The 14316-nt window shown below is 39.8% G+C and carries 13 protein-coding genes; 11 read left to right on the plus strand and 2 right to left on the minus strand.

Annotation, left to right across the window (positions count from 1 at the left end; all coding sequences use genetic code 11):
• Positions 1–10 precede the first annotated feature (10 nt).
• The 8 genes from yhbY (at position 11) to H8692_RS08790 (ending at position 8053) form a co-directional block, all read left to right on the plus strand.
• The gene (yhbY, locus tag H8692_RS08755) at positions 11–304 is read left to right on the plus strand and encodes a ribosome assembly RNA-binding protein YhbY (RefSeq protein ID WP_187525501.1); all 294 of its coding nucleotides are present in this window, start codon (positions 11–13) and stop codon (positions 302–304) included.
• Between the two features lie 23 nt (positions 305–327).
• Positions 328–693: a DUF4186 domain-containing protein gene (locus H8692_RS08760; RefSeq protein WP_187525502.1), complete on the plus strand. Its 366-nt coding sequence runs from the start codon at positions 328–330 to the stop codon at positions 691–693.
• A 345-nt stretch (positions 694–1038) separates the two neighbouring features.
• Positions 1039–1554 (plus strand): QueT transporter family protein, encoded by a 516-nt coding sequence (locus H8692_RS08765; protein ID WP_207722981.1) that lies wholly within the window; start codon positions 1039–1041, stop codon positions 1552–1554.
• A 12-nt stretch (positions 1555–1566) separates the two neighbouring features.
• On the plus strand, positions 1567–2064 hold the full coding sequence (gene queF / locus H8692_RS08770; protein ID WP_177269810.1) for a preQ(1) synthase: 498 nt from the start codon (positions 1567–1569) through the stop codon (positions 2062–2064).
• Positions 2065–2101: 37 nt separating this feature from the next.
• Complete coding sequence (locus H8692_RS08775; RefSeq protein WP_187525503.1) at positions 2102–2872, plus strand: EFR1 family ferrodoxin; 771 nt, start codon at positions 2102–2104, stop codon at positions 2870–2872.
• A 135-nt stretch (positions 2873–3007) separates the two neighbouring features.
• A complete protein-coding gene (pta, locus tag H8692_RS08780) occupies positions 3008–3967 on the plus strand; it encodes a phosphate acetyltransferase (RefSeq protein WP_177269808.1) in 960 nt (319 codons plus the stop codon).
• 184 nt (positions 3968–4151) lie between these two features.
• A complete protein-coding gene (locus tag H8692_RS08785; RefSeq protein WP_187525504.1) occupies positions 4152–5303 on the plus strand; it encodes an exonuclease SbcCD subunit D in 1152 nt (383 codons plus the stop codon).
• On the plus strand, positions 5300–8053 hold the full coding sequence (locus H8692_RS08790; protein ID WP_177269804.1) for an AAA family ATPase: 2754 nt from the start codon (positions 5300–5302) through the stop codon (positions 8051–8053). The genes H8692_RS08785 and H8692_RS08790 overlap by 4 nt, the downstream gene beginning before the upstream one ends.
• A 157-nt stretch (positions 8054–8210) precedes the next feature.
• Here the strand turns inward: H8692_RS08790 and H8692_RS08795 are convergent, their stop codons facing one another.
• The gene (locus H8692_RS08795) at positions 8211–8888 is read right to left on the minus strand and encodes a manganese catalase family protein (RefSeq protein ID WP_177269802.1); all 678 of its coding nucleotides are present in this window, start codon (positions 8886–8888) and stop codon (positions 8211–8213) included.
• A gap of 194 nt (positions 8889–9082) precedes the next feature.
• Between H8692_RS08795 and H8692_RS08800 the strand changes: the two genes are divergently transcribed.
• From H8692_RS08800 to H8692_RS08810, 3 genes are all read left to right on the plus strand, one after another.
• Positions 9083–9694 carry a TetR/AcrR family transcriptional regulator gene (locus H8692_RS08800; protein ID WP_243206959.1) on the plus strand — a complete coding sequence of 204 codons (612 nt, stop codon included), beginning with the start codon at positions 9083–9085 and terminating at the stop codon, positions 9692–9694.
• A gap of 86 nt (positions 9695–9780) precedes the next feature.
• Positions 9781–11547 carry an ABC transporter ATP-binding protein gene (locus H8692_RS08805; RefSeq protein ID WP_187525505.1) on the plus strand — a complete coding sequence of 589 codons (1767 nt, stop codon included), beginning with the start codon at positions 9781–9783 and terminating at the stop codon, positions 11545–11547.
• Positions 11540–13273 carry an ABC transporter ATP-binding protein gene (locus H8692_RS08810; RefSeq protein WP_187525506.1) on the plus strand — a complete coding sequence of 578 codons (1734 nt, stop codon included), beginning with the start codon at positions 11540–11542 and terminating at the stop codon, positions 13271–13273. The genes H8692_RS08805 and H8692_RS08810 overlap by 8 nt, the downstream gene beginning before the upstream one ends.
• A gap of 34 nt (positions 13274–13307) precedes the next feature.
• Here H8692_RS08810 and H8692_RS08815 read toward each other — a convergent pair whose 3' ends face one another.
• Positions 13308–14294, minus strand: a complete 987-nt coding sequence (locus tag H8692_RS08815; RefSeq protein ID WP_187525507.1) for a helix-turn-helix domain-containing protein — start codon at positions 14292–14294, stop codon at positions 13308–13310.
• Positions 14295–14316: the final 22 nt, after the last annotated feature.

Raw genomic sequence — 14316 nt, forward strand, 5'->3', positions numbered from 1 at the left:
GGAGTGTAATATGCTGACAGGAAAACAGAGAAGTTATCTAAAAAAACTGGCTCATGAGCTGGATCCTACCGTATATGTGGGAAAGGCTGGACTTACTGAGAATATAAAGAAAGAAATGGTTACTGGTTTTGAATCCAGGGAGCTTGTAAAAGTTAAGCTGCAGGAGGGTTGTATCCTTGATCCCAAGGAGCTTGCAAATCAGCTTGCAGATGAGCTTGGAGCAGAATTTGTGCAAGCTATAGGCAGAAAATTTGTTCTTTACAGACAGTCTAAAGAAAACAAACAAATCATTCTTCCGCGTTAAAAGTTTAAAGGAAGATATTCGTTATGCAAACTATTGAACAGGCTCTCGAAAAGCTAAAGAAATCTGATTTCAGAGCGAGATTTCATCTAAATGATACAGATGTGGCTTATATTAAAGAAAAAGGAATGAAAACTATACGAAAGCACGGGGAAGATTTTATAGCGCAAAGACTGGCTCCTGCTGTCATAAAGAATGACAGCAGGCAGACTCCTATGAGGGGGCATCCTGTATTTAAGGCGCAGCATGCCTGCGGATGCTGCTGTAGGGGATGCCTTGAAAAATGGTATCGCGTACCACAGGGCATAGAGCTTACCGAAAATCAGCAGAAAAGGATAGTAAACCTTCTAATGGCATGGATTGAAAAAGAATTGAAAAGCAGAAGCAAATGATTTATAATATATAGTGGTTTGGAGACAGACCTTAATATTTTCGGGAATTAAACCCGAAACGACAGTTCGAGACCATCCTGTCGGAAAATAAAACTAGGGACAACAAAGAGTTATTATTGTGCGGATAGCATCAAAATGCGATCGGCACTTGTGTAATTGTTGTTGATATTCCCGGGTCAACCCCGGGAATTTTTTTATGACCTGCCCTGACCAAAACTTGTTTTGGCGCGTAGATTAAACGATAGAATTGCATAGCTTTAGCTGTAGAGCAATTTTGCTGCGAAGTATGATCCGCCCATATTTACTGCGAGATACGGTAAGGTCTGTTAATGGAGGTGAACGAATATGGATATAGAAAGAATGAGTCGCATGCAGAAAATGACGTTTTCTGCAATGATGATGGCGATTTATATCGTCGTGCTTTACTTGACACAGAGTTTTTCATTCGGGGCATATCAGATCAGGATAGCTACATCTCTTTATGCCCTTTCTTATCTCTTTCCGTTCCTGGTTTTTCCGCTTGGTTTCGCAAATCTTATATCAAATATGCTTTTTGGAGGATTTGGCATTGCTGATATGATAGGAGGATGTCTTGTGGGCATACTTACTACGGCAAGTATTGTGCTTATTCGGAAGAAAGGCTGGAATCGCACATTTATAGCGGTACCCATCGTACTAATCCCGGGGCTGGGAGTTGCAGTTTATCTTTTTTATTTCCTCAATATACCTTACTGGCTTATGGCTCTCAATCTGTGTATCGGTCAGCTGATTCCGGCTGTTGTCGGAGTGGTTCTTGTAAAGGTGCTGGAAAGAGTGTGGCATCCTGTGCATTCTGCATCTGGTTGTAATGAAAAACATTAAAAGGAGAATAATATGAGTGGACGAGAAAAAGAAGAATTGAAAGGTGTTTCACTTCTGGGAAATCAGAAAGTCTCTTATCCTGTGGATTATGCGCCGCAGATTCTTGAGACCTTTAAAAACAAACATCAGGAGAATGACTACTTCGTAAAGTTTAATTGCCCGGAATTTACAAGTTTGTGTCCTATGACTGGACAGCCTGATTTTGCCACTATTTATATTTCTTATGTTCCGGGAGAAATAATGGTGGAAAGCAAATCTCTTAAATTATATCTTTTTAGTTTTAGAAATCACGGAGATTTTCATGAGGATTGTGTTAATATAATCATGAAAGATCTGGTGAAGCTGATGGATCCCAAATATATTGAGGTCTGGGGTAAATTCACACCGCGGGGAGGTATTTCTATAGATCCTTACTGTAATTATGGAAAACCGGGGACGCCATGGGAAAAGGTGGCTTTTGAGCGGCTTACTCATCATGATCTTTATCCTGAGAAGGTAGATAATCGTTAAAACTGAAAATTACAGACCTCGGACAAGGAGTATTGTTGTGATATTTTATTTTTCCGGTACGGGAAACAGTAAATACGTGGCCCAAATAATAGCAAGCCGGATAGAGGATGATATTTGCTCTATCAATGAGAAGCTGAAAAAAGAAGAATCTTTTTCATCAGAAAGCTTGGGCGGAAAGCCTCTTGTTTTTGTGGCGCCTGTTTATGGATGGAGACTTCCTCGAATAGTGGAAAAGTGGATACTTGAGGCTGAATTCCCAAAAGATTCTAAAGTCTACTTTCTTTTGACATGCGGAGGAGATATGGGAAATTCTGCAAAGTATATAAAAAAACTGTGCAGAGTTAAATCTTTTCTGTATATGGGTTGCGGTGAAATCGTTATGCCCGAAAATTATATAGCCTTGTTTGATGTTCCGCAAGAAAAGGAAGCCAGAGAGATTATAAAGAATTCTCAACCTAAGATAAATATGTTGGCAGACAAAATAAAAGAAAGGCACTGCTTTGCAGATAAGCCTGTTCATATGATGGACAGAATAAAGAGTACCATTGTCAATCCTTTGTTTTATATGACTACCGTAAAGGCAAAAAAATTCATGGTAAAAGACAGCTGCATAGATTGCGGTAAATGCGCCGAAGAATGTCCGTTAAATAATATTTCCATGAGAAATAAAAGACCTTTTTGGTCAGATGATTGTACACACTGCATGGCTTGTATAACGATCTGTCCGGTTGCTGCTATAGAATATGGCAGTAAAAGTGTCGGAAAACCAAGGTACAGGTGTCCTGATATGGAAAATCACAGTCTTTAGTAATTTTTCATCAGAAATACTTGAAAAGCGGAAGTCAAACCGATACAATAAATATGTATGTTCGGAAACGGCTCCGCTTTTTCCGCATACTGTTATTAGGAAAAAATATAAAGATATAAGAAAAGAGGGAAAAGAATGTTTACAAAACTGACAGAACAGTTAAAAGCAAATCCACGCACTATCGTATTTACAGAAGGTCCTGATGCTCGTATTTTGGAGGCTGCTTCAAAGCTTACGGCAGATGATATCCTTAAGGTAATCCTTTTAGGTAAAGAAGATGAAGTTAAGGCTGCCGCAAAGGATGCCGGCTTCAATATCGACAAATGTCAGATTATCGATCCTGAAACCTATGGCGAAATGGATGCTATGGTAGATGAAATGGTGGCTCTGAGAAAAGGTAAGATGACGGCTGATGAAGTAAGAGCAGCTCTTGCTAAGGGCAACTATTTCGGAACTATGCTTGTTAAGATGGGTAAAGCAGACTGCCTGCTGGGCGGAGCTACATACTCAACAGCTGATACTGTAAGACCTGCTCTTCAGCTGATAAAGACAAAACCGGGCAACAAAATCGTAAGCTCGTGCTTTATCATGGTTAAAGGCGATAAGAAGCTGGCGATGGGCGATTGTGCTATCAATATTGCACCTAACGAAGATGAGCTGGCAGAGATCGCTGTGGAAACTGCAAAGACTGCAAAGGTATTCGGAATCGATCCTAAGGTTGCAATGCTTTCATACTCAACATACGGATCAGGAAAAGGTGATATGGTAACTCTGGTTGCCAACGCTACAAAGAAGGTCAAGGAAGCAGCTCCTGATCTTGCCGTAGACGGAGAGTTACAGTTTGATGCGGCTGTAGCACCTGAAGTTGCTAAGGTTAAGTGTTCTGATTCTCCTGTTGCAGGACAGGCAAACACATTCATCTTCCCTGACATAAATGCAGGAAATATCGGATACAAGATCGCTGCACGTCTCGGAGATTATGAGGCAATAGGACCTGTTCTTCAGGGACTCAATGCACCTATCAATGACCTCAGCAGAGGCTGCAACGCGCAGGAAGTTTACAAGATGGCTCTTGTAACTGCTGCATTAAGCTAATCGCATACAGATGATATGAAATAAAATGAAGCCGGGGCAATGCCCCGGTTTTTTGTTGAAAATATCTTTTTGTACTGATTTACGGAGATGCTCATTGGCAGATAAGGGGGCGTAATTTTAGTCAGTTTAGAAAAGCTCTTATATGGTATAATAGATAAAAATTTTTATTTCGGAAGGAACATATATGAAATTCATACATTTATCAGATCTTCATATAGGAAAGCGTGTCAACGGATTTTCTATGATGGAGGATCAGGAGTATATACTGAATGAAATTATAAATATAATCGACAATGAAGAGCCGCAGGCCGTAATACTGGCAGGCGACATATACGATAAGGCGATTCCGCAGGCGGATGCCGTGGAACTTCTTGATGATTTTCTTGTAAAGCTCTCGGAAAGGAGGCTGCAGGTTTTCGTCATAAGCGGCAATCACGATTCGCCGGAAAGGCTGGCATTCGGAAGACGTTTGATGGAAGACAGCGGAATATATGTTGCTCCGGTTTATGATGGAAATGTAAAACCTTTTACTGTGAAAGACGATTATGGTGAGGTCAATATTTTCTTGCTTCCCTTTATTAAGCCTGTACATGTGAGAAAGGCCTTTCCGCAGCAGGTGCATGAGATAGAGTCATATAACGATGCTGTCAGGGTTGCCATAGAAAATATGGATATTGATTCTTCTGTTCGCAGTGTTTTAGTGATTCATCAGTTTGTCACGGGGGCAGTCAGGTCGGAATCTGAGGATATGACATTGTCTGCCGGCGGAAGCGATAATATAGATTGCGGCATATTTAAAAAATTTGATTATGTGGCTTTAGGTCACATACATAAGCCGCAGAATATAGGGTCTCCCAATATACGGTATTGTGGTACGCCCCTCAAGTATTCTTTTTCCGAGAGTCTTCATGAAAAATCTGTGACGGTGGCAGAGCTTGAAGAGAAGGGCAGCCTTTCCGTAAGAACCGTGCCCCTAAAACCTATGAGGGATATGGTGGAGATAAGAGGCGAATATGACCGGGTCACAGCCAAGAGTTTTTATGAAGGGACCACATACAGAAGCGATTATATGCACATAACACTTACTGATGAGGAAGAAATTCCCGAAGTGATAGGGAGATTAAGGTCTGTCTATCCCAACCTGATGAAAGTGGATTATCATAACACAAGGACGCAAAGCACCGGGATTGTAGATGTGGTGAAGATGCCGGAAGTGCATATGCCATTAAATATATTTGAGGAATTTTATGAGAAACAGAATAATGCTCCGCTGTCACAGGAGCAGTCAGGACTTTTAAGGAAACTAATAGAAGAGGTTTGGGAGGAAGAAAAATGAGACCTGTAAAGCTTGTAATGTCTGCATTTGGGCCGTATGCAGGCAGGGTAGAGATAGATTTTGAAAAACTTGGGACAAGGGGAATTTACCTGATAACAGGAGATACAGGAGCCGGAAAGACCACTGTTTTTGATGCCATAACCTTTGCGCTGTATGGGGAGGCAAGCGGAGAGAATAGGGATGTGAAAATGCTCAGATCAAAGTATGCGAGGCCGGAGACACTTACAGAGGTGCAGTTGACATTTTTATACGGCGAAAAAGAGTTCTTCGTAAAGCGTAATCCCGAATATGATAGGCCAAAGGCAAGGGGTGAAGGTATGACCACTGAAAAGGCAAATGCAGAGCTTCATTATGAAGATGGACGTATAATCTCCAAACAGAAAGAAGTCAATAAAGCTATCGTGAATATTATGGGATTGGACCGTCATCAGTTTACTCAGATTGCTATGATAGCTCAGGGAGATTTTCTCAAGCTGCTTCTGGCATCAACTGAAGAGCGGAAAAAAATATTCCGCAGACTTTTTAACACTGATCTTTATCAGAAGCTCCAGGAAAGACTAAAGGAAGAGGCAGGCGCGCTTCGTACTAAACGTGAAGCTATTAACGCAAGCATAAAGCAGTATATTGACGGTATTCTCTACAGCCAGGAGGCAGAAGCTGTATTATCAGATGAAAACATAGTATCTTCGGAAGATGTGATACGAAAACTTCAAAAAATGACAGATGATGATGAAAGGCGGCAGATTCTTTATATAACTCAGGTAAATGAGTTGAGTGACAAAATAAACGACATAAGTGAAAAGCTGACAAGAGCGCAGGAATGGGAGAAAGCGGAGCAGCAGAGACAGGAAGCTGATGTATTACTGAATTCGCAGATCATTAGGTTCAGTGTGTTAAAGGAAGAGCTGAAAAAAGCGGAGGCTCAGCTTAATGAGGCTCGCAGGCTCGGAGAAAAGTCAGCTTTGATTACAGCGGAACTTTCGGGATATGACGATATCGACATTAAGAGGCAGGAGCTGATGGATCTTAAAAAGTTGGAAGAGTCGGATAAAAATACTTTTCGTCAAAAGTCAGAAGATCTTACAGATATAAAGGAGGAGATTAAAGCCCTGGAGGAGGAATTAAAGACTTTATCTGGTTTGGAAAAGGAAATGACAGTGATTCAGCTGCAAAAAAGCGTGCTTTCAAGAGAATATAAAGAGATAGAAGACTTTCAGAACAGCATAGAAGAGCTAAAGCTGCTTCATGAAAAGCTTAAAAAAGCACAGGCATACTATCTCAAAAAATCACAAACAGCAGAGGAAGCAAAAAGCTGGTATGAAGAGAAAAATAAAGCATATCTTGACCAGCAGGCAGGTATACTGTCTCAGATACTAAAAAAGGGCGAGGCGTGTCCTGTATGCGGAGCTGTAAATCATCCCAATCCTGCCAAGCTTTCACCTGGTGCACCGACTGAAGAAGAATTGGAAAACTATAAGGAACTTTCTCAGAAAGCCTCAGATGATGCAGGCCAGGCCAGTAAAACGGCAGGACGATTAAAAGGAATGTGGCAGGAAAAACATGAGACTTTTTTAAAAACAGTGCACAAACTTTTAGGCGATATAAGTGAGAACCTTTGGAACGAAGCTATTTCCGACAAGAAAGCAGAAAATGAAAAAGCGGCGGCAAATCTTTTAAAAAAAGAAGATATAGTATCGGAAAAGATAGAAAGAAAACAGGAGATAGAAGGCTTGCTTCCCATAAAGCGTCAAACAATGAAGTCTCTTGAAGAAGAGGTAAGGCAGACAGAGGCGGCATCAGTAAAGCATAAGGCTGAAGCAGAAGCGCTGAAAAAGTATGTTGAGGATTTGCGAAACAATTTGCAGTATGAAAGCAGAGCCGAGGCAGAAAAGGCAGCATCAGAATTTGAAGCAGAGAAGAAAAATATAGAAGATCGTGAAAAACAGGCAAGAAAAAGTTATGCTGAGTGCGATAAAAATATTGCCGCTCTAAAGGCTAAAATAGAAGAAAGCTGTAAGTTTTTAGAAAATAAAGAAATACTGGATGTTGATAGGGAAAAGAAGAAAAAGCAGCAGCTTTACGATTTGCGTGAGTCACTTGAACCCAAAGTCACGGCAGTGAATATAAGGCTTGATAATAACAGAAGGGCTCTTGAAAACATATCGGAAAAAGCAGCTGAGCTAACAGATATCGATAAGAGATGGGGCTGGATCAAAGCTCTTTCAGATACGGCAAACGGTAATATTACAGGCAAAGAAAAAATAATGCTGGAAACGTATGTGCAGATGGCATACTTTGATCGCATCATTGCCCGGGCAAATATCCGCTTCATGGTAATGTCAGGCGGACAGTATGAGCTGAAGCGCAGTCGTTTGGCAGGCAATAACAGAAGCCAGAGCGGACTTGATTTAGATGTTGTGGACCACTATAACGGAACCGAGCGAAGCGTACGAACACTTTCAGGCGGAGAATCCTTTAAGGCGTCACTTTCTCTGGCGCTGGGACTTTCCGATGAAATACAGGCATCAGCCGGAGGAATACGACTTGATACCATGTTTATAGATGAAGGTTTTGGATCACTCGATGAAGAATCACTGCAGCAAGCTATAAGATCACTTTCTGATCTTGCCAACGGCAATAGGCTTGTAGGAATAATCTCCCATGTACCTGAACTGAAAGAAAAAATAGATAAACAAATAATCATAAGAAAGAGCAAGAGCGGAGGAAGCAGCGCAGAAGTTTCGGTATGAAACACGGATGTATGGTATAATAAAAATAATAGAGATATATTGAACATGGTTTCTCCTCAGGCTGATGCAGTTTTGGATCCAGAAAAATAATTTCAATAAATAAAAAACTCAGCTTTTCCGATGTTTGCATCGATTGTACAGCTGAGTTTTTAATGGTTTAATTATTTGGAGGGGTAAATCCCGGCGGATTTGCCTGAGTATCTCCAAAGGCGCCGGCAGGCGACGGTGTGGAAAGGTCAAAATACATTCTTGAATCTTCTGTCACACCAAAATCATGGTTTGATCCTGTGTCCTGAACTTTATTAAAAGCTTCTCTGAACAGAGCGTTATGAGCTTCTTCTCTGTTAAGGAGAAAGTCGATAGTCTCTTTTACCTTTTTATCATCTATCTGGCGGTATAGATATTCATATACGACTTTAGCTCTTTGTTCGGAAGCTATATTGGAGAGAAGATCAGCGCACAGATCTCCTGTTACTGTTACGTAATCACTTGTCCATGAGTAACCTGAAGCGTTGATAAGACCGGGATTTAACCCCAGGATCACATGACTTTGTATCTCTCCAGAACCAACTGCTGCTGCATCTACATCATGACCGTTGAGCAGGTTTATGGTTTCTGCCACCATTTCCATATGACCCAGCTCTTCTGCAGCAATATCAAGGAAAAGATCTTTTATTTCCTGATCTTTGATACGGAAGCTCTGTGACATGTACTGCATGGCTGCTTTGAGTTCTCCGTTGCCACCTCCCAGCTGTTCCTGAAGCAGAGCAGCGTAGTGAGGGTTAGGACCTTCTACGGCAACAGGGTGAAATAATTGTTTTTCATGTTTAAACATAATATAACATCCTTTCGTATTAATACACACTTTATGAGAATAGTATTTGTTCGCTGAAGGATAATATTCATTAAAGAAAAATATGCCCAGATTATTCTTGACATATCTTCATTACAGGTGTAAGATAACAGTGTTATATAACACTGTTATCTTGATTTAAGAAATTATGATGTTTTATAAAGTCTGGTGATGTTTTGAATAATACTAAAAGTTTAATAGAGCAGGCTGCTATAAAAGAGTTTATGGATAAAGGTTTTAACTGTGCGTCTCTCAGGAAAATTGTAAGAAACGCCGGCCTTACCACAGGAGCTTTTTATAAGTATTATCCTAATAAAGAGGCGTTGTTTGCTGATCTGGTAGAGGAACATGCGGATTATATTTACAGTATTTATGATAACGTGCTGAAAAATTTTGAAGCATTGCCTGCATCAGAGCAGCCTGAGAATATGAAAGATACTTCTCAGGGAGCGATAAGTGAAATGCTGGCATATATATATGCACACTATGATAATTTTAAACTGCTAATATGCAAGTCTGAGGGAACTCCTTTTGCGTGTTTTATTCATAACCTTGTGGAAAAAGAGGTGGCGGCTACAGATCGCTTTATAGTTCTGATGAAGGAAAATGGAATAGATGTGCCTGATATAGATCCTGAGCTTAATCATATGCTCGCAAGCGGTATGTTTTCAGGAATATTTGAAATAGTAGTTCACGATATGGAAGAGACCGAGGCTATAAAAAAGGTTAAGAAACTTAAAGATTTTTATACAGCAGGCTGGGAGAATCTTATGGGAATAAAGTTTTAAAATATCCGCGTTTGTCAGAGCAGACGCGGTAAAATAATAACGGTTGGTTAGAAAAAGCTAACTAAATATAAAGGAGGTTTGAAAAAATGCAGAAGCAAAAAGAAAAATCTGCTGTACAGTGGATATTGGAATGGGCCGGAAGGCGTAAAAGTTTTTACATAATAAGTGTGGCGTTGGCTGTTTTAAACGTGGCTTTTAAGATATTTCCGTATTTTATTATAGGAAATGTCATAGCAAAATTATTGTTAGGAGAAAGAGATATAGAATTTTATATCATACAGGTAGTATTTATAGCTGTTTCTTTTGTATTATCTGAAATTTTTCGCAGTATTTCAACTAGCTGTTCACATAAGGCAACGTTTGCTGTTCTTGCAGAAATACGCAAGCAATGCCTTGATAAACTTGCAAGAGTTCCGCTTGGATATGTTAAAGACACATCGTCAGGGACCTTTAAAAATATAATTGTGGAACGTGTGGACAGTATGGAAACGACATTGGCACATATTATTCCTGAATTTACCAGTAATATGCTCGTTCCTATAGCTGTTATAATTTATCTGTTTGCCATTGATTGGAGAATAGCTCTCTTTTCATTTATACCTATTATACTTGGTCTTGCTGCTACAGGAGGAATGTTTATAGGATATGAGGAGAATTTTAGTAATGCTGTAGCAAGGACAAGAGAGCTGAATGCTGCCGCTGTGGAATATATCAATGGAATTGAAGTTATAAAAGCTTTCGGTAAAGTTGATGGTTCTTACGAAAAGTTTATGGTGGCGGCAAGGCGAGGTGCCGATGCTTTCATATTCTGGATGAAAAAGTGCAATGTATATCACAGTCTGGCTTTTATTTTAGCTCCATATACGCTGCTGACAGTTCTGCCTTTTGGAGCTGTATTTGTCAGCAGTGGCTCTCTTGCTGTATCGGATTTTGTGATGTGTATCATTTTATCTTTAGGAATCGTGGGTCCTATATTGAATATGATGGGATTTACTGATGATTTGGGGACTATAAGTACTATTTTAGGAGAGGTCACTGGTATTTTGACACATGAAGAACTTGATCGACCGGAAATATCTGAATCAAAGCCTGCAAATGCTTCTGTTTCGTTAAAAAATGTGACATTTGCTTACCATGATACGGAGGTTCTCCATGGAATCAATATGGAAATGAAGCAAGGAAGTGTTAATGCTTTGGTAGGACCATCAGGAAGCGGTAAATCTACTATAGCCAAACTTATTGCATCTTTATGGGATGTTACAGGAGGAAGTATACAGATAGGTGGAGTGGATATAAGAAGGATGGCACTGTCTCAGTATAATCGGATGATCGCTTATGTATCTCAGGATAATTATCTTTTTAATGAAACCGTGAGGGAGAATATCAGGCAGGGGAGAGCAGATGCTACTGACCGTGAGGTGGAAGATGTCGCAAAAAAAAGCGGATGTTATGATTTCATAATGAAATTGGAAAATGGTTTCGATACAGTTGTAGGAGGAGCAGGAGGGCACTTGTCGGGAGGTGAACGGCAGAGAATCTCTATAGCAAGAGCTATGCTTAAGGATGCACCTATAGTTATCCTTGACGAGGCTACAGCTTATACTGATCCTGAGAACGAGTCGGTGATCCAGACTTCTGTGGCAAAGCTGGTTTCGGGAAAGACTCTGATAGTCATCGCTCATAGATTGTCTACCATATCTGATGCAGATCATATATTCGTTATTTCTGAAGGGAGAGTTGCTGAAGAAGGTGACCATAAGAGTTTGCTTTCAATGGGCGGTATATATAAACATATGTGGGAGGCTCACATATCTGCTAAAGATACAGTGAAGGAGGAAAGGGAAAATGTTTAAGATACTTAAAAAATTCTTTGATTTCTGCGGGAAGATTAATAAAAGAAAATTCAGGATTTCCATTGCTTTGGGGGCGGTACAGGCTATAGGCGAGGCTATGAAAATCCCCGCTATAATGATTGTTCTCGGTTTCATCACTTCAGGAGGAGCAGATCCTGTAATTTTGTGGGGAGCCGTAGGGGTAATGGCAGTATCTTTTGCAGTTTCTTTTATAAGCAAAATGAAATCCACTATGCTGCAGACAGAAGGAGGTTATGATACAGCAGCTTTTAAACGTATAGAAATAGCCAGACATTTACGTTATCTTCCTATGGGATATTTTAATAAAAACAGTCTGGGAGAAATAACATCGGTGACTACCAACACTATGGAAACATTGGGAAATGTAGCTACAAGAGTAGTTATGCTTACAACGCAGGGCCTTTTGAATACAGCAATAATCCTGCTGATGCTCTTGCTCTTCGATTACAGGATAGGTCTTATCGGCATCATAGGAACAGCGTTGTTTTTATTGATGAACAATCGTATGCAGAACGCAGGAAAGACCCTTTCCAGACAGAAAGTTGAATCAGATACCCAAGTGGTGAGTCAGACTATGGAGTATCTGCAAGGTATTTCTGAAGTTAAATCTTATAATATGACAGGTGAAAGGACAAGGAAGCTGAATAGGATTATAGAGGATAATGCAGATATCAATACAAAGATGGAATTTACATTTATACCGTATATGACTCTTCAGAACAGTATTACTAAGGTTACGGGAGCGGTGATGACTTTATGTTCACTGGTGTTTTATCTCCATGGCACTATGGAACTCATGGTCTGCATAGGAATGATCATTTGCTCCTTTATTTTGTATACCAGTCTTGAACAGGCGGGCAGTTATAATGCTCTTCTCCATACTGTAAGTGTGTCTGTCGATAAAGCTCAGGATATTCTTAATCTTGATACTATGGATATAGATGGGAGAAAAATAACGCCGGAAAATCACAATATAGATGTGGAGAATATTTCATTTTCGTATGGTACAAAGAAAATAATAGATAATGTGAGTGTACATATACCTGAAAATACTACAACAGCTATAGTAGGTCCTTCAGGTGGAGGCAAGACTACATTATGCAATCTTATTTCAAGATTTTGGGACGTGGATCAGGGTTCTGTAAAGCTGGGAGGCGTAGATGTCAGAGAATATAGTATGGATAGTCTGATGGAAAATTTCAGCTTTGTATTTCAGAATGTGTATCTTTTCGCTGATACTATAGCCAATAACATAAGATTCGGAAGAGAAAGCGCTTCAATAGATGAAGTAATGGACGCTGCTAAAAAAGCTTGTTGTCATGATTTTATAAGCAGATTACCTGATGGATATGATACTGTGATAGGAGAGGGAGGCGAGTCTCTTTCCGGCGGGGAAAAGCAGAGAATCTCCATTGCAAGAGCTATCATGAAGGATTCACCTGTAATAATCTTAGATGAGGCTACAGCTAATGTGGACCCCGAAAATGAAAAAGAGCTTACAGAGGCTATTAAAGCTCTTATGGAAAACAAGACCATAATAATGATTGCTCACCGTCTTAAAACAGTACGGCACGCAGACCAGATACTGGTAGTGGATAGCGGGAAGATAGTCCAGAAAGGGAGACATGAAGAACTTATAAAACAGGATGGAATTTATAAGAGATTTGTCAATGCCAGAGAAATGGCTGTAGGCTGGAAACTGTGATCTGCAGTTTTATTTACCGTCCCCGGAAGATAATTCAGATCTTTTCCGGGGACATATCATTTTTTTCAAGGTATCTTATTCTTCTGTATTCAAGCGGAGAGAAACCGAATTGCTTTTTAAAAACAGAAGCAAACTTTCCCTGATTGGAGTATCCGACTTGTATGGATATTTCGGAGATAGGTCGTCTGGTTTCTGACAGCATCTCGGCTGCTGTATCCATCCGCTTTTTTCGCATATAGGAAGATATGTTTTGTCCGTATACGCCTTTGAAATAATTTTTTAAACTTGTTTCACTGACAGAAAACTCGTTGGCAAGCACACGTATAGGAAGATGTTTTCTTAGATCCGATGTTAAAATCTGATGTGCTTTTTTTGCTATTTCTACTTGCGTTTTTGTATAAAAACCTCGCCGTTTTGAGGTGTGGGACTGGGATATCAGCATATAGTAAAGCAGCTCAAAAAGATATAACTTCATATGAAAATAGGAACTTTTTTCTGAAAACTTCCATAGTTTTGTTAATATATTTCTTTCTGTATCATCTGTTTCGCATATATAAGTATTTTTTTTCTCTATATATTTTCTTTGCAGTTTCCATAAATCTATATCAAATGCCTCCAATATTTCCTTGCATGAAACAGTAAAAGTATCAAGATCAAAATATACTTTCAGACCTCTGTATTTTCCGGTGGGAAAAATATATTTATTTTGAGCTGACTGACAGCTTATACAGTATTCTTTTTCCTGGAGATAGACATAGGTATTGTCATCAAGAAGCAGTTCACATCTTCCGAAGAGACAGTAATTGAGAAGAAGAGGATGAAATTTCTGATTGGATTCTGATTCAGGCCAGATGAACGTATCTGCGTATACGAGTGCAATGGTAAGTCCGGGAAAGATGGTATGGAAAATCATTTTTCCGTTTCCCTCTGAATGATTAAGAAGCAATTTTCTGCTGTTCGGGCTGTTTTTAAGAGTAACTCCGGGGAGTTTATCGCTGTTTTCAAGTATATTATTGAGCATATCATTCAAATTGGTTCACCTC

The organism is Lentihominibacter hominis, from assembly GCF_014385065.1.
In the GTDB taxonomy this organism is placed as follows: domain Bacteria; phylum Bacillota; class Clostridia; order Peptostreptococcales; family Anaerovoracaceae; genus Lentihominibacter; species Lentihominibacter hominis.

What these genes read in the sequence shown, in the direction of transcription:
- H8692_RS08795 (WP_177269802.1), bottom strand. Translation starts at nt 8,888, where the DNA reads ATGTTTAAACATGAAAAACAATTATTTCACCCTGTTGCCGTAGAAGGT.
- queF (WP_177269810.1), top strand. Translation starts at nt 1,567, where the DNA reads ATGAGTGGACGAGAAAAAGAAGAATTGAAAGGTGTTTCACTTCTGGGA.
- pta (WP_177269808.1), top strand. Translation starts at nt 3,008, where the DNA reads ATGTTTACAAAACTGACAGAACAGTTAAAAGCAAATCCACGCACTATC.
- yhbY (WP_187525501.1), top strand. Translation starts at nt 11, where the DNA reads ATGCTGACAGGAAAACAGAGAAGTTATCTAAAAAAACTGGCTCATGAG.
- H8692_RS08765 (WP_207722981.1), top strand. Translation starts at nt 1,039, where the DNA reads ATGGATATAGAAAGAATGAGTCGCATGCAGAAAATGACGTTTTCTGCA.
- H8692_RS08805 (WP_187525505.1), top strand. Translation starts at nt 9,781, where the DNA reads ATGCAGAAGCAAAAAGAAAAATCTGCTGTACAGTGGATATTGGAATGG.
- H8692_RS08760 (WP_187525502.1), top strand. Translation starts at nt 328, where the DNA reads ATGCAAACTATTGAACAGGCTCTCGAAAAGCTAAAGAAATCTGATTTC.
- H8692_RS08785 (WP_187525504.1), top strand. Translation starts at nt 4,152, where the DNA reads ATGAAATTCATACATTTATCAGATCTTCATATAGGAAAGCGTGTCAAC.
- H8692_RS08790 (WP_177269804.1), top strand. Translation starts at nt 5,300, where the DNA reads ATGAGACCTGTAAAGCTTGTAATGTCTGCATTTGGGCCGTATGCAGGC.
- H8692_RS08815 (WP_187525507.1), bottom strand. Translation starts at nt 14,294, where the DNA reads ATGCTCAATAATATACTTGAAAACAGCGATAAACTCCCCGGAGTTACT.
- H8692_RS08810 (WP_187525506.1), top strand. Translation starts at nt 11,540, where the DNA reads ATGTTTAAGATACTTAAAAAATTCTTTGATTTCTGCGGGAAGATTAAT.